13 protein-coding genes are annotated in these 15,490 nt (G+C 42.1%); 12 read left to right on the forward strand and 1 reads right to left on the reverse strand.

Annotated features, from left to right (window positions below; all coding sequences use genetic code 11):
* Positions 1–2: 2 nt before the first annotated feature.
* From FZC79_RS10225 to FZC79_RS10255, 8 genes are all read left to right on the forward strand, one after another.
* Positions 3–2,318, forward strand: coding sequence for a glycosyltransferase family 4 protein (locus FZC79_RS10225; protein WP_148946697.1), 2,316 nt, complete (start codon positions 3–5; stop codon positions 2,316–2,318).
* Entirely contained in the window at positions 2,315–3,361 is a 1,047-nt protein-coding gene (locus FZC79_RS10230) for a nucleotidyltransferase family protein (protein WP_148946698.1), read from the forward strand. The genes FZC79_RS10225 and FZC79_RS10230 overlap by 4 nt, the downstream gene beginning before the upstream one ends.
* A gap of 6 nt (positions 3,362–3,367) precedes the next feature.
* A complete protein-coding gene (locus FZC79_RS10235) occupies positions 3,368–4,000 on the forward strand; it encodes a hypothetical protein (RefSeq protein WP_148946699.1) in 633 nt (210 codons plus the stop codon).
* 57 nt (positions 4,001–4,057) lie between these two features.
* Complete coding sequence (rpmG, locus tag FZC79_RS10240) at positions 4,058–4,207, forward strand: 50S ribosomal protein L33 (protein ID WP_148946700.1); 150 nt, start codon at positions 4,058–4,060, stop codon at positions 4,205–4,207.
* Between the two features lie 290 nt (positions 4,208–4,497).
* On the forward strand, positions 4,498–5,061 hold the full coding sequence (locus FZC79_RS10245; RefSeq protein WP_148946701.1) for a 5-formyltetrahydrofolate cyclo-ligase: 564 nt from the start codon (positions 4,498–4,500) through the stop codon (positions 5,059–5,061).
* A complete protein-coding gene (locus FZC79_RS10250; RefSeq protein WP_187442725.1) occupies positions 5,054–5,839 on the forward strand; it encodes a DUF92 domain-containing protein in 786 nt (261 codons plus the stop codon). Before FZC79_RS10245 ends, FZC79_RS10250 begins: the two co-directional genes overlap by 8 nt.
* 91 nt (positions 5,840–5,930) lie before the next feature.
* Positions 5,931–6,107, forward strand: coding sequence for a hypothetical protein (locus tag FZC79_RS23085; RefSeq protein ID WP_187442726.1), 177 nt, complete (start codon positions 5,931–5,933; stop codon positions 6,105–6,107).
* A gap of 897 nt (positions 6,108–7,004) precedes the next feature.
* Entirely contained in the window at positions 7,005–8,549 is a 1,545-nt protein-coding gene (locus tag FZC79_RS10255) for a rhomboid family intramembrane serine protease (RefSeq protein ID WP_187442727.1), read from the forward strand.
* Between the two features lie 233 nt (positions 8,550–8,782).
* On the opposite strand, the gene FZC79_RS10260 is transcribed toward FZC79_RS10255, so the two are convergent.
* Positions 8,783–9,670 (reverse strand): hypothetical protein, encoded by an 888-nt coding sequence (locus FZC79_RS10260; RefSeq protein WP_148946703.1) that lies wholly within the window; start codon positions 9,668–9,670, stop codon positions 8,783–8,785.
* A gap of 192 nt (positions 9,671–9,862) precedes the next feature.
* On the opposite strand from FZC79_RS10260, the gene FZC79_RS10265 reads away from it, so the two are divergent.
* The 4 genes from FZC79_RS10265 (at position 9,863) to FZC79_RS10285 (ending at position 15,476) form a co-directional block, all read left to right on the forward strand.
* On the forward strand, positions 9,863–11,320 hold the full coding sequence (locus FZC79_RS10265; RefSeq protein WP_148946704.1) for a spore germination protein: 1,458 nt from the start codon (positions 9,863–9,865) through the stop codon (positions 11,318–11,320).
* Positions 11,321–11,559: 239 nt separating this feature from the next.
* Positions 11,560–11,757 carry a YqgQ family protein gene (locus FZC79_RS10270; protein WP_148946705.1) on the forward strand — a complete coding sequence of 66 codons (198 nt, stop codon included), beginning with the start codon at positions 11,560–11,562 and terminating at the stop codon, positions 11,755–11,757.
* A 19-nt stretch (positions 11,758–11,776) separates the two neighbouring features.
* The gene (locus FZC79_RS10275) at positions 11,777–12,748 is read left to right on the forward strand and encodes an ROK family glucokinase (protein WP_148946706.1); all 972 of its coding nucleotides are present in this window, start codon (positions 11,777–11,779) and stop codon (positions 12,746–12,748) included.
* A gap of 844 nt (positions 12,749–13,592) precedes the next feature.
* The gene (locus tag FZC79_RS10285) at positions 13,593–15,476 is read left to right on the forward strand and encodes an LTA synthase family protein (RefSeq protein WP_148946708.1); all 1,884 of its coding nucleotides are present in this window, start codon (positions 13,593–13,595) and stop codon (positions 15,474–15,476) included.
* The last annotated feature ends 14 nt before the right edge of the window (positions 15,477–15,490 follow it).

The raw sequence follows: 15,490 nt of genomic DNA on the forward strand, positions 1-15,490 counted from the left end.
CCATGGAAAAGAAACCTATATCCTTTATGCTCTTATCTAATACAGTATCCCTGTTCCCATCAGATATTAAAAAAAATTTTGAACTGATCCAACAACTATTAAAAGAATGTATCGTGCTTTTCGATAAGACGGACAAAAAAGGAAAGAGTTTACTTTATATTATCAACCCGCTGATTGTCGACTGGCTATCCACAAACGAAGCTAAGGAACATATAGAAAAATATTTCCTGTCGGCATTACAAATTCAGAGGAACCACGAAGGTGAAAGTATGGAGGAACTGTACTCTCTGTGGGTAAGAATGAATCGGGATATCCCTTCTGGACTAAACATGCTTCAAGAAGAGAAGAGGATTACGATTATTCCTTCAGCTTTAACCAACTTTCCGGTTACCCACCTTGTGACAGGATGGGGAATAAGGATGATGGTGCAGCAAGCTTTACTGCTTCATAGAAAGCACTTCACTAAACGCCCTAAAGGTTTCTGGCTGCCTGATTGTGCTTATACTCCGGGGATTGACCTTTACTTGATCGAACTCGGCATCGAGTATTCCTTCATATCTGAAACCACTTTCATTTTCAGTGAGAAAGGGGATGAAGATGCAGGTATGCTAAGGACCCCTCGAGGACTTAAACTCCTTCCTGTCAGTTTAGATGAGAACAATCGCCACTTGACAGCAGTTGATGGCAGCGGGGAGATTAAGGGACGTGTCGAAGAGCTCTGTGAATGCTGCGAAATGGAGTACAATGAAAATTCACTTTTAGATGAAAAGAGCACTCTGACAAGGGCAAGCTTTGGTTACCTTGGGATGGATCAAGGAAAGGCGATTCTCTCTGACGAAGTACTCACAGGATTGCTAGAGCTTCATGAAATGGAAAGAAAGCTGAAGGAGATTACCCAGTCTGACTGTCCAAGCGGCAGGGTTGTAAAGCAAATGACCAGGGAATGGATATCCTGTTTGCACCATCTGCTTAAAGAAGAAAAGGTGGAGGAATCTTATCTGCAGGCATTCAGAGAGCTTGAAGAGCAGCAGAAAGGAAAAAAGGAAGACAGCAGCTTACTGGAATATCGAGAGAGTGTTGAATACCTGCCAATAGAGATAGATAATTCGATTGTTGAGGAAGTGATATCTGTTCCTGGACAACGCACTGTCTTGCTTCTTTCCTGGGAGTATCCTCCCAACATCGTAGGCGGCTTATCAAGGCATGTTCATGACTTGACCAAATCCCTTGTAAAAAAAGGGTGTAAAGTCATCTTGTTGACCGCATCAACGGATGGTGCTCCGCCGTTTGAAGTAGATGAGGGGGTACATGTTTACAGAACAGGCCCGCTCCATCCTATGGAAGATGATTTTCTTCATTGGGTGTTTCAGCTTAATCTTTCTTTTTTTGAGAAAGCCGGTGAAATTTTTCAAAAAGAAGAAATTGATCTGATCCACGCCCATGACTGGATTGTTGGAAAGGCTGCATGCATGTTGAAACTTCATTATGGAGTGCCTCTTCTGACGACTATTCATGCCACTGAACATGGCAGAAATCAAGGGATATACACTAATTTACAGCAGCAGATCCATGAGGAAGAGAAAAAGCTCGTCGGCTCTTCTGATAAAGTGATTATCTGCAGTGAACATATGAAGGAAGAACTCTCTGAATTAGAGCCGAGAAAGGACCTGCCAGTGTCTGTCATTCCAAATGGTGTAGATCTCTATAATGTAAATCAAGAAGAAGGGTATCTTAAGGATCAATTCAAAAACGTAAAATACTACTTTTCAATTGGAAGAATAGTGCACGAAAAAGGGTTCGAAACCATTATCGAAACAGCGGGAATGATCAGCAGGGAAAAAGGGATACACTTTGTCATCGCCGGCAAGGGGCCTCTTTTGGAGTCGTACCGAAATAGAGTAAGGGAGAATGGGCTGGAAGAATTCGTGCATTTTCTGGGTTATATCAGCGATAAGGAAAGGAATGCCTTTCTTTTCAATAGTGAGGCCGTAATTTTTCCAAGCTTTTATGAGCCTTTCGGAATTGTTGCCTTGGAGGCAATGGCGGCGAAAAGGGCTGTAATAGCATCTAAGACAGGCGGGCTTAAGTCACTGGTGGAACATGGGCATGCAGGACTGTTGTTCGATCCAGGAGACGCCTGCAGTTTAGGTGCATGCATCTTGCATCTCGAAGAAGAGAAAGAGCAGAAGAGACAAATGGGGGAAAATGGGTATAAGATGGCCGAAACCATGTTCAGCTGGGAGCGTATTTCAAAACAGACGCTGGAGTTGTATGATGAATTGACATTGCAGCACAAGGTGGAGGGCTCGGTGTCATGAAGGGTGTCATTTTGGCAGGCGGCAGAGGGACACGCTTAAAACCTTATACACTTTCCATCCCTAAACCGATGGTGACAATTATGAATAAGCCCATTCTGGAATACAATATCGATTTATTGAAGGATAATGGAATATCTTCCATTATGGTCACGACTTGTTATAAGGCAGAGAAGATTTTAGAGTACTTTGGGGATGGAAGTAAATTAGGAGTAAGCATCACTTACTTACAGGAAGAACTTCCCCTTGGAACGGCAGGAGGGGTTTTTGGCTCAAGTGATTTTCTGGATGAGGCGTTTGTGGTAATCAGTGGAGATGCTTTTACAAGTTTGTCCCTGCAAGAGGCAATCCAATTTCACCAGCAAAACGACTCTTTGTTGACGATCGTGGGGAAAGAGCTTGATTCTCCTCAAGGGTATGGGATATGCAAAACGGATAGCAAGGGAAGGTTGACAGAGTTCATCGAAAAACCCCGCTTAGGTCAGATCGACAGTAATTTGGTCAATACCGGAATCTATATTGTACAACCAGAATTGTTGAGGAAGTACCGCTTTGAGGGCAGAACGGATTTCAGCAGGGACGTATTTCCGCTTATGCTGGCAGAACAGGAAGACATCTTCGTGTTCCGGACCAAAGATTATTGGCGTGATATCGGCAGCCCTGAAGAATATAAACTGGCAAGAGAAGAGTTCCTTACCGGTCAAATGAAAGATATTAAAGAAAGGGTCGGCGCAGGCATTATGGATGAATTCGTAACAGTGAGGGATGGATTTGAGAATACCCTTAAGTATCTGACACGGATGATGGTTGCCTGTCCGGACCACCAAAAGCAGAAGGTTATCACTAAATTGGTGGAAGAACAAAGAGATGAACCGGTCTTGAACCTTGATGGAATCTTAATTTCACATAGTATGGGAGGCTGGACCAGAATTGTCGATCAGCCAAGCAATGGTTTTATCATCTACTCAAAAGCAGAAAGAAGAAATCTGGCCAAGGAATTTGCTGGCTACTATTTCAATAAAATCAAACAATGGCAAAAGGTGTAGAGGAAGATGAAAATGAAAATGAATGTATCTCATGCAAAGGTATGTAAGGAGCCTAAGGAAAACATCACAAACTTTCATTACGAGATATTCGCCTCTTGTGAAGAAAGCGGCAGAAATGAATCTCAGCAGCTTGCTAATTTTGCGAATTGGAAGGACTTCAATTGTGTTGTTCAGGAAGACAGCAGCACTGAAGGCAGTATTTTGACATTTTCAGTTGAAAACAAAAAAAGGATCCATCGCAGGCTTAAGTTATTCTTACTTTTGGACTGGAGAACAGCGGGCACTGAAAGACTGAGCTTCATTTCGCCTGATGACCATCTTGTCCACCATTATTCATCAAACAGGTCATCCTTGGTCGACTATCAAGTGGATAACAGCAACGGAATGGTCCGGAGATCACTATATCCGCTGACCGCCCGCGGAATTTCCCATTGGAAGCAAACATTGAAAACCGGCTCTATTCCTTATCAGCCTCTACTTAAGGGACCTGCTTTGACTGTGGCATCTTTCGACCTGTTGTTTTCGCCTTTACAGAAAATCCAGGGTCATGTAATTGGTGCTGAGGCGGCTTCGAGGGAAGATCTGAGAAAATTCCACAAACACTTGAAAAACAGACTAGCATTTCATTTGAAAAAGTGATATTATAGAAAAGTCGTATGAACAGATGAAGATAGCTAAGTTTGGAGGGAAATAAAAATGCGTGTAAACATCACTTTAGCTTGCACAGAAACTGGTGAGCGTAACTATATTACTACAAAAAACAAGCGTAACAACCCAGACCGTTTAGAGCTAAAAAAATATTGCCCTAGATTAAAGCGTGTAACATTGCACCGTGAAACAAAGTAAGCAGCCGGGATTTTTCCTGCTGCTTTTTTTTGTTGGATAAGAAATTATAAAGATAGTATAAAATCAACCTTTGTGGATTGCTTTAACCGGTTTGATCCTTGCCAGGCTTTAGTGCATAAGAGTTCGATGCTGCTGGAACTGAAACAGCCTCTCAAAGGCATAACCCAGAGAGTATAAAAGGAAAGGCCGGGTCCGCCTCATTTTTCTCCGGGAAATTTGCCTATGGGGGCTGGCCAAGGCGCTTACGCTTTTGTTCTGCACAAAAACAGACTATAAGGGGTGACTCACAAGTGGATAAAAAGGATCTTCGAAAAAAGCAAAAAGAACTGCTTTCTTCTTTTGACAGACCTGTATATGAACACAAATCCTTTCTTGTTGCCCGTGAATTGTATAAAACGGAAGAGTGGGATACATCTCAGACGATTGCTTTAACTGTATCGAATTTCCCTGAAGTGGATACTTGGCAGATTATTCGAAAAGCCTGGGAAGATGATAAAAGGGTTCTTGTGCCAAAGTGCTCTCCTAAAGACAGAAGGCTTGATTTTTATCAGTTGGATTCATTTGCCCACTTGGAAAAAGTATACTTCGGGCTATTGGAACCGAATCCGGCTGAATGTACCTTCGTTGAAAAGGATGTTATTGACTTGGTCATCGTTCCAGGATTGGCATTTATGAGGAGCGGGTATAGATTGGGATTTGGTGGAGGCTATTATGATCGCTTTTTGGAAAACTATCAGGGCCGGACATTGTCCCTTGCTTTTCATGAACAAGTGATGGAGGAAGTGCCTGTTGAACATTTTGATGTTCCGGTTGGCAGAATCATTACAGAGGGAGCAGTCCTGAATTGTGAATGAGGCAGTCCTCTTACTGATTTTAGCCGTCAGCTTTTTAGGCTGGAAGACGAAGAACCTAAGTGGCAGCGGAGCTATTGCCGCCTTTTTTACCGGGATAACAGTCGTGTCTGCGTTTGGCTGGAGGGGGCTCGTTGTCCTGGGGGCGTTCTTTGGGACGAGCAGTTTATGGTCGAAATTCCGAAGCAGTGCCAAAGCAGAAATTGAGAAAAAACTCGCCAAGACGTCTGAAAGGGATTGGCAGCAGGTATTGGCTAATGGAGGAAGTGCGTTGATCTTTTCACTTCTTTATATCATAACGGATGATGCCATTTACATGCTGGGGGCCATTTCATCACTTGCCGCTGCCAATGCTGATACTTGGGCTTCTGAGATAGGGCCTTTGAGCAAAAGCGATCCTATTTCTATCAGAAATCTGGCAAGAGTGGAGAAGGGATCTTCGGGGGCGGTTTCTTTACTTGGAACGCTTGCAAGCCTTGCTGGTTCTTTGTTGATAGCTCTCGTCTCTATACTGCTGTTCAAGGAGATCTCAATCATATCAGCGATTCTTATTACCTGTGCCGGCTTTTTCGGCAGTCTGGCTGATACCATGCTGGGAGCTTATCTGCAAATAGAGTATCGCTGCCATCGTTGCGGGCTGGTAACAGAATCACCGGAGCATTGCGGAGTTAAAGCAGAAGGACTGAAAGGATTCTCCTTTATAAACAATGAGTTCGTCAATTTTTCTGCCAGTTTTCTTGCCGGTTTTCTGACTATCATGATTTCCAATGTGATTCGCTGAATTCTAAAGGTTGATATTTTTTATGTTTTTAATCCATCCAAGGATAAAATGCAAAAAAGGTACACAACATAGAACGAGGAGGCTGATTACTATGAACGGAATTATTAAGTGGATCATCATTGCGTGCTTTGTATCTGTGTTCTATCAATACCGTTACAAACTTCTGAATGGGCTGTTGAGTAATTTTACAGTCAGGAGGATGGTAGTCCGGGCAGCCATGAGTCTTCCATGGCTCCGCAGTAAGTTTCTTGGAGCAGCATTTCGTTAGTTCTGCATTAGCTTGTAAAAGTGAAAGGTGTTCATCAATAGGCAGCGGAGAGAATCGCCGACAGACAAGACTGTGGGGATGATTACCTGCTATTATTGAGGGCATCTTTTTTATTATGTGATATTTTAAATTTTGCGGCTGTCAGGCAATGAACACCGCTTCAGCACAAAAATTTCTGGAAAGCCCTTAGAATCCTTTGGGATTTTTTATTTGCCTGCCACCGCTGGAAAGATAGAAGGGTGCTAATTAAAGGCATTGACCGGTGGTGCTTAACTATGTAGTTCAGTGTTATGGATAGTAAATAGAGGAAAGAGATTCCCTTATTTCTTACAAAACTCTAAGAAAACTAAATAGGGGAATGAATTTCCCTTAATTAGCTTAATACGGTAGAAAAATTGTGCTTTTAACCATATAAGGGAATATAGTTCCTCTATTTTCCCCGTAATAAGCTTGAAATTGCAGATAAGGGAAAAACATTCCCTTATTTACGGGTGAGTACCCAATTAAGGGAATGACTGGACAATTTCTCTCTAAAGCCCATTACATTATTCACCCAACCAAGCGGAGTGGGCCTCCTCAAGAAAAAACCAGCACTCTTTCATAAACTTTTATGAATAAGGCAGAATCGTTCTTGGAAGTGAGCGATTCTGCCTTTAAACTAATTTTGGGACTTTTTTAGCGGACTCGAACCTCCCCGGCATAATAAAAGCGTAAGCGCTGTTCAGCGGTGTAAGGATTTCAGCTGAACATGGCGCTTGCGCTTTTGTTCTTTGGATGTGGAGATGCTGCGGGCAGAGCATCGAGTGAGTATGCTGAAATCATATGCCTTTACTTTTTTCTTTGGTGGTGATTAAGTAGAATAAAGTCAAAATTACCTAAAAAGGCAGAGGATAATTTTTGAATACGAATCTTAATTATTTGTTCTGGAGAACGATAGATTACTTAATAGTAGAAAAAGGGTATCGGATAATAAATATGTCTCAAGATCAGCTGCAGGTTTGGCTGGAGAATTCCTCATACAAACAGGCGCCGGTCATCAGGGTGGTTCGAGAGGATTTGGATTGGGGCAATAGGCTGAAGCGCGATGTTCACCTGACAGCTTTAAATAGTGAAAAAATCAGGAAAGCCCTTAAGAAAAATAAATTGATTGTAAAAAATTTTTATATAAGCGCCTATCACCCTGTTGATGACTATGAAGCAGTGATAGCACAGGACTATGTCCTGCCTCAGGCAGCCAAGACGTCTGTTCAGAGTTCGATCATCACTTTGGACAGTCTGGATAATGATATTTATAAAGTTTCAAGCCTTTTCAATGAGGAAGTGCAGTGGAAAATCAAAGAAGATCCTGAAGAGATGGAAGTGCATCTGCTAAAGGAGAATGTCCTGGCATTTGCTTCTAATAAGGCAAAAGAAGAGGAGTCGCTTTTCTCTATGGGCAGACCGTTCTTTACCTATATGTTCATTGCGTTGCAGCTTGCCGTGTTCTTCATTATGGAAATGGCAGGAGGCAGCCAGAACACAGAGAATCTTATTCGGTATGGAGCTAAGTACAATCCATTGATAGTAGAAGGGGAATGGTGGAGATTCTTTACGCCGATTGTCATTCACATAGGATTTCTTCATTTATTGATGAATACGTTTGCTCTTTATTTTTTAGGGATGGCTGTTGAAAGGATTTTTGGAAGTTCCAGGTTTTTGTTTATCTACATCTTTGCCGGATTCACTGGAACACTGGCCAGTTTTGTTTTTACTAATTCCATATCAGCAGGAGCCAGCGGTGCAATCTTCGGCTGCTTTGGAGCTCTTTTGTATTTTGGCACAGTCCATCCGAAAATTTTTTTCCGGACGATGGGAACCAACATCCTGCTTGTTATCGGTATCAACCTTGCGCTGGGATTTACTCTGCCTGGGATAGATAATGCCGGGCATATCGGCGGACTGGCAGGGGGAGCGCTCTCAGCTGCCGTTGTTCACCTTCCCCGCGGAAAAAGATGGGGAGTGCAGTTATCTGCTGTCCTTCTGTCCGCGGCTGCCATCCCGGCGCTGCTCTGGTACGGATATCAACACGGACCGGTTCTGTTTGACCCTTCTATCAGCAATGCTGAGGCCCAGGAGAAGCTCAATGACGGTGATATCGAGGGAGCTTCTGCTATCCTTGAGGATGTCATGGAGAAGAATGAAGCTGATAAACACAGTTACTTTTTGTATTCCATCGTCATGATTAAAGATGAGCAGTATATGGAAGCTGAAACCCTCCTTAACCAAGCTTTGGAGCGTGACAGGGATTTTCCGGAAGCTCATTATAATCTGGCTATTCTCCTTCTTGATAGAGGAGAAGAAACTGAAGCCAGGGAACATGCTGAGAAAGCATATAATTTACAGAAGGATAACAGTCAGTTCAAGGAACTTCATGAAAGGCTGCAGGCCGATGAGCCATCGTAAGGTTCTTTTCTTAAACTTTGTTTGCAGAAATATCCCTGTTAAGCAATTAAATATGAAGAATCGTATTTCAAGTGACTGCTAATTAATAGGTACAGGCATATAAAACATATATGAAAACGCACTTGAATTCTCTTGGAATTCACAGTGCGTTTATTGTTAACTCAATATATTGGCGAATTTCAATCGCTTGTTTTTTTATTCCGCTTAGTCAGCCCCAGCTTTTGAATAGGCTGCTATGGCAGCGGGACAGGGAACTTTTGCTGAAGAAGTACGTACTCTCCCTCTTTTGTTGTAAGAAGGACGAGCAGGTCACCAGTTTCAATGCTAATCAGAATTAATGGCATCAAGCTGTCTATTGGGTCCACGGTCTTGCCGGAATCTGTCTTGATTCCTAGAAAATAATTTTTATATAACCCCTCCCATAAGTTTCCCACAAGTTCGTTCCACTGCAGCGTTGAAAATCCTTTGGGGGGATCTGAATTATATTCCGGTAAACGGATTAACGGGATCTGCAAGTAATCCTTGCCGCTGATATTATATTTCTTCATTGCATTCTCCCAATTGTATTGAAGCTGCTGAGTTGTTACTTTGTCCAGAATCATCTTCCATTCTTTTTCAGCAGGGCTGTCCGGCTTTCTGAATGAACTCAATGGACTGAAATTTGAATCAATAACATAAAGCTGATCCTCTGACATGCTTTGTGCACTTGTGTAGTTTTCCTCGTTCTCATGTATTTCAGAATAGTGAAATGAGACAGCCTGCAGAAGGCTGCTTTCCTTTCCCGCTGCAGTATCCTCTTCGACTATCCTGTCTGTATTCTGCTCCCATTCACTCATTTTGGATGTTAATCTTCCATTGAAAAAGAGAAACCCGATATCCTGTCTCAAATAGGCATCCTGATCAAGCACGGAAGTTATTTTCCAATTCACTTCATATAAGTCATTCACTTTTTTCTCATTTAATGTTAACAGCGTGTCGGCTGATTGGTAGCTGGCCTTTTCGTTTAAGGGAAAGAATATGATGCTTTCCCTTGCAGCGGGGTTAAACAGCATGAACAACCACCATGTGATCAATATCCCTGCTGCTCCTGCTATGATAATCAAAGAATGTTTTCCTCTCATAATGCCCACCCACTTAATCAGGTTTGTCCCTTTTAGTGACATTGTATGTGCCTGGCAAAAAGATTATGTTCCCTATGTATGATTTCAGCCGCAGATGTCTAGTATGGTAGATATGGTTTATACATGAAAATATTGTAAATTTATTCAATTAGACCGGGAACGGGTTTTGCTATATAAAAGAGGTGAATTTTCGTGTCAGATAATAAAAAACCGGTTTCAGCTTCCCTTCAGGAGAATACTGATTATTTGAAAGATCTCCTTGCGGTTGATAAGAGCTTTGATGTCATTCAACTCGACTTGTTCTATGCCGGCAGAAAGATGGCCATGTACCTTGTTGATGGATTTGTAAAAGATGATATTATGCACTTTTTGATGAAGCTGCTTGCTGATCTTGACGAGGAGCAGCTTGATGGCGATACCTTGCAGAAGCTGATGAAGACTTATATCCCTTATGTGGAAGTAGAGGAAACCGATGACTTGAATAATGTAGCTGACATGGTGCTGGCCGGTCCAACAGCCTTGGTGGTAGATGGAGTAGACAAGGTCATTTTGATCGATGCCAGGACGTACCCTGTCAGAGGCCCGCAGGAACCTGATATGGAAAGGGTGGTACGGGGAGCGAGAGACGGCTTTGTAGAGACACTGGTTTTCAATACTGCTCTGACCAGAAGAAGAATCCGGGACCGCTCATTAAGGATGGAGTATCTGCAAATTGGCAGAAGGTCCAAGACGGATATCGTTGTCTGTTATTTAGAGGATATTGCCGATCCGGCACTCGTCAACCGCATAAAAGAATCACTATCAAAAATAGATACTGACGGTCTGCCGATGGGAGAAAAGACATTGGAAGAATTCATATCCGGGAGGCATTGGAATCCCTATCCGATGGTAAGATACACGGAAAGACCGGATACCGCTGCGGCCCATTTGTATGAGGGGCACGTCTGCATCATGGTGGATGGATCGCCAAGCGTATTGATTACCCCGACTACCTTTTGGCATCATTTGCAGCATGCAGAGGAATATCGTAATAAACCGATGGTCGGAGCCTATCTGAAGTTCGTTCGTTTCATCGCCGTATGGGCGTCTATTTTTCTTTTGCCGCTTTACTATCTTTTTGCCTCTCAGCCTGATTTGCTTCCTGCTGCTTTGGACTATGTAGGTCCTGATGATACAGGTGAGGTACCGCTTATATTTCAGTTCCTGATAGTGGAAATCGGTATTGATATGCTGAGGATGGCCGCTATACATACACCGACCTCACTTGCGACAGCTCTAGGCCTTGTAGCTGCCTTGATGATTGGGCAAGTGGCAGTTGAAGTTGGCTTGTTCATCAATGAAGTGATCCTGTATCTTGCAGTCGCCGCCATAGGAACATTTTCAACACCAAGCTATGAATTAAGCCTGGCAAACCGGATTATCCGGATTGTACTGTTGATTTTGACCGCCTTGTTTGGAGTTTACGGACTTGTGATAGGCATTACGGTATGGATTGTCCTTCTGTCAAGAATCAAATCTTTCGGTGTCCCTTACATGTGGCCGTTCATCCCATTCAACTTCAGAGCAATGAGGGATGTGCTGTTTAGATCGCCGATGCCATTGAAAAACAGGAGACCGAGGTTTCTTAATCCTCAAGACCCTGACCGTTGATAGAAAGCAGTGCTCTTATGGGTACTGCTTTTTTCTTTTCTATTACAACGTCCCCAAAAAGAATATCATCAATTGCAGCAAGACAAGGCTGGTCAGTTTTCATAAAGAATTTCTTTGGAATAATTATGTACAGCACCTTCTAAATCATTATTACGGAAGAAATAAGGGATTTTCTTGAGAAGAGAAAGACTTTATTTTATACTAAAAGGGTTAGCGAAGCTTGAAAGACGGTGCGGAAATTGAAAAACATGTATGATGTTCAGCAATTGTTAAAAAAGTATGGAATCTTCATTTACCTGGGCGACCGAATGGCAGATTTGGAAATGATGCAGGAAGAAGTGAGAGAACTGTATAACACAGGCTTGCTCAGTCCCGCTGACTTCCAAAAGTCCATGCTGGTTCTGCGGAGTGAGCTCTCGAAGGAAAACAAAAACTAGAAACAGGGTGAAATAATTGATGTCAGATAAATGGCTTGTTGGTGTAGATTTAGGCGGAACTACAACGAAAATAGCATTCGTTAGTTTTTACGGTGAAATTGTACATAAATGGGAGATTCCCACAGACACCTCTGAAAATGGAAAAAACATAATAGTCGATATCGCAAAGTCAATCGACCATCATCTGGATGAACTTGGAGAAACCAAAGCAAAGCTGAAAGGTGTTGGGATGGGAGCTCCGGGACCGGTCGACATGGATAATGGCATTATTTATGAAGCGGTCAACTTGGGCTGGGAAAAGAATACCCCTTTGAAGGACCTTCTTGAAGTAGAGACAGGACTGCCATGTGTTATCGACAATGATGCAAACTGTGCTGCTCTCGGTGAAATGTGGAAGGGTGCAGGAAATGGTGCGAAGGATATTGTAGCCGTAACATTAGGAACCGGAGTAGGGGGAGGAGTCATCACTAATGGTGATATCGTCCATGGAAGCAAAGGTGCAGCCGGCGAAATCGGGCACATTACTGTAATGCCTGAAGGAGGTTTTCAATGCAACTGTGGAAAAACCGGCTGCCTGGAAACAGTCGCATCTGCAACGGGTGTTGTGCGTTTAGCCCTTCAAGCCCTTGAAGAAAGCAGTGAGGACTCTGTTCTCCGTTCAGGTTTGCAGACGGAAGGAGTACTCAGTGCAAAAGAAATCTTTGATGCCGCACGTGAAGGAGATACTCTTGCGGTTTCAATCGTGGATAAACTAGCTTTCTATTTAGGATTGGCAATTGCCAACCTGGGTAACGCTTTGAATCCGGACAGAATAGTATTGGGCGGAGGAGTGTCTAAAGCAGGGGAAGTATTATTGAGCCCGGTTGATAAGTATTTTAATTCATTCGCATTCCCTACAGTTGCATCTTCAACGGCCATATCCATTGCTAAGCTTGGCAATGATGCGGGCGTGATAGGCGGGGCCTGGCTTGTGAAAAACAAACTCGATTGAACAAGTATAGAGTAATTATCCTAGGTTCTTTTTGTAATCTTTGCTGCTGTTTAGTTTGAAAATAGTGAAAAAGGTGCTGATCGTTTGTGATCAGCACCTTTTTTTGTTGTATAGAAATTTTAACCTCAGCTCTGTGGAAACCTTTATAGCTATTATTTCCATACCGTGTTTCAGCTCCACAGGATCCATACTCTCTGGTGCGGACTCCCCCCTTGCGGTCAAAAAACCTCAAGGGGCTGAGCAGGCGCTTGCGCTTTTGTTCAGAATCGGGCAGCTGGCTATTAACGAGCAGCACCCAGGATAATTGGTGAAATTTAACGCTGGTTTATTTTTAAAGCCAGGAGTATGATGATGAACAATGAATCAACTTCCGATTCATGAAAACTGGAATAAAGTTGCCGAAAGTGTTATTATAAAAGGATGGTTTCAAAAAATGACTATAAAAAAGCATAATATTTCCAGTGGGAATCATAGCATTACAAATACGTCCTGAAAAGGACAAGTTTGTTTATCCAGCTTAATAAGGATGCGCTCACAGAGGCCGGGACGAAAGGATGGACCTTTAGAATGATGTGTTTAAAGGGACTGGGTATATGGTAGGGTTTATAAAAATATAACCTAAATTTGAAACTTTTACCGGTTTGGCTCGTCTTATATAAGGGAATTGAAAATCACCCTAATACATTAGTTTAAACTGTTTAAATTAACTTACAATTGACGGAATGTAAAAAAAGTATTAAGATATTGAATGATTATCAGATGGTATCACCTGATAATGTAAAAATAAGTCAATATCTTCCATTAGAAAGTTGCTGCGCACTCAATCGCAGCAAGGAGGTAAAAAATGAAAAACCTAAAAATGCCAAAAATATCACTGGTTATCATTGCTTCGGTGTTACTCTGGCTCAAAACGTATATTGTCTATCAAACTAGTTTTGATATCAAAATTGAAAATGTCATGCAGGAATTCATCCTGCTGATCAACCCGTTAAGCTTTTTACTGTTTGTATTCGGGGTAAGCTTATTTATGAAGAATGAGAAGTCGAGAGTAAGGTATATTTTGATTACCAGCTTTGTGCTTTCCTTTATTCTCTATGGAAATGTCGCTTTCTATAGATTCTTTGATGATTTCCTGACACTGCCGGTACTAATGCAGACCAGCAATTTTGCTGATTTGGGTACCAGTGCAGGGGAAATTGTCAGCTGGGCAGATTCCCTATATTTTATCGATACTGTAATTCTTGCCTTGTTCGTCAAATTTAAACCATCAATGCTGGAAGTGAACACATTCAGCAGGGTGAATAGAAGGGCTTACTTTTTTGTTGCAATAGCTCTTACTTTTTTCAACCTTGGTCTTGCTGAAGCTGAAAGACCACAGTTGTTGACACGTACTTTTGACAGGGAAATACTTGTAAAAAACATTGGAACATATAACTACCACATTTATGATGCGTTTCTTCAGTCTAAATCATCAGCACAGCGTGCACTTGCTGATGGCAGTGAACTTGCAGACATCGATAACTATGTCCGTGCAAGTCATACCAAGCCGGATAATGAATTGTTTGGAGCCGCAAAAGGAAAGAACCTGATTGTCATTTCTTTGGAATCCCTTCAGTCATTCCCGATCAACAACACGATGAATGGAGAAGAAGTAACCCCTTTCCTAAATGATTTTATTAAAGATAGTTACTACTTTGATAATTTCTATCATCAAACGCAGCAGGGGAAAACATCTGATTCAGAATTCATCCTGGATAACTCTCTTTATCCATTGAACCGTGGAGCGGTATTCTTCACTCATTCCGGGAATGAATATCAATCAATGACAGACAGGCTGAATGATGAAGGGTATTTTACTTCAACAATGCATGCTAACAATAAGAGTTTCTGGAACCGTGACATCATGTACGATTCTCTTGGTTACGATAAGTTTTATTCAATGACAGAGTATGAAATTGATGATGAAAACTCCGTTAACTGGGGAATGAAGGATACCCCATTCTTCCTGCAGTCAGTTGAACACATGAAACAAATGGAAAAACCATTCTATACAAAAATGATTACATTGACCAATCATTATCCTTTCTACCTTGATGAAGAGGATAAGTATATTAATGAGTTTGATTCAAATTCCGGTACGTTGAATCGTTACTTCCAAACTGTACGTTACATGGATGAAGCAGTAAAAGAATTCATCCAGGAATTGAAAGACAGTGGTGTGTATGATGATTCAGTCATCGTCATGTACGGTGACCATTATGGTATCTCAGAAAACCATAATGTTGCAATGAGCAAATACCTTGGAAAAGAAGTGGATCCTTTTGTAAGCACCCAGCTTCAGCGAGTACCGCTGATCATCCACATTCCGGGTATGGAAGATGGAAAGACGATTTCCAAAGTCGGAGGCCAAGTCGACCTTCGTCCAACACTTCTTAATCTTCTTGGAATCGATTCAAAAGGAGATATCCAGTTCGGTTCAGATCTTTTCTCTAAAGAACATGAAGACTTAACTATCCTGCGTGACGGACGCTTCATTACTAAGGATCATGTTTATGCCGGCGGAGAATGTTACAACAAAGACACTGAACAGCCTGATGACATGAAATTCTGTGAGCCTTTGATTGAAAGTACTCAGCAAGAGTTGAACTACTCTGATCAAATCATATATGGAGACCTGCTTCGATTCTACGAACAAAAAAATGAAGCTCTTTCTCCTATAGAAGAGTAACAAAAATCCTGCGG

It is taken from the genome of Rossellomorea vietnamensis, assembly GCF_008180615.1.
GTDB classification, from domain to species: domain Bacteria; phylum Bacillota; class Bacilli; order Bacillales; family Bacillaceae_B; genus Rossellomorea; species Rossellomorea vietnamensis_D.

Bases quoted from the DNA above. Each gene is read 5' to 3' on its own strand.
- FZC79_RS10225 (WP_148946697.1), top strand. From the start codon at position 3: ATGGAAAAGAAACCTATATCCTTTATGCTCTTATCTAATACAGTATCC.
- FZC79_RS10230 (WP_148946698.1), top strand. From the start codon at position 2,315: ATGAAGGGTGTCATTTTGGCAGGCGGCAGAGGGACACGCTTAAAACCT.
- FZC79_RS10235 (WP_148946699.1), top strand. From the start codon at position 3,368: ATGAAAATGAAAATGAATGTATCTCATGCAAAGGTATGTAAGGAGCCT.
- rpmG (WP_148946700.1), top strand. From the start codon at position 4,058: ATGCGTGTAAACATCACTTTAGCTTGCACAGAAACTGGTGAGCGTAAC.
- FZC79_RS23085 (WP_187442726.1), top strand. From the start codon at position 5,931: ATGAACGGAATTATTAAGTGGATCATCATTGCGTGCTTTGTATCTGTG.
- FZC79_RS10260 (WP_148946703.1), bottom strand. From the start codon at position 9,670: ATGAGAGGAAAACATTCTTTGATTATCATAGCAGGAGCAGCAGGGATA.
- FZC79_RS10275 (WP_148946706.1), top strand. From the start codon at position 11,777: ATGTCAGATAAATGGCTTGTTGGTGTAGATTTAGGCGGAACTACAACG.
- FZC79_RS10285 (WP_148946708.1), top strand. From the start codon at position 13,593: ATGAAAAACCTAAAAATGCCAAAAATATCACTGGTTATCATTGCTTCG.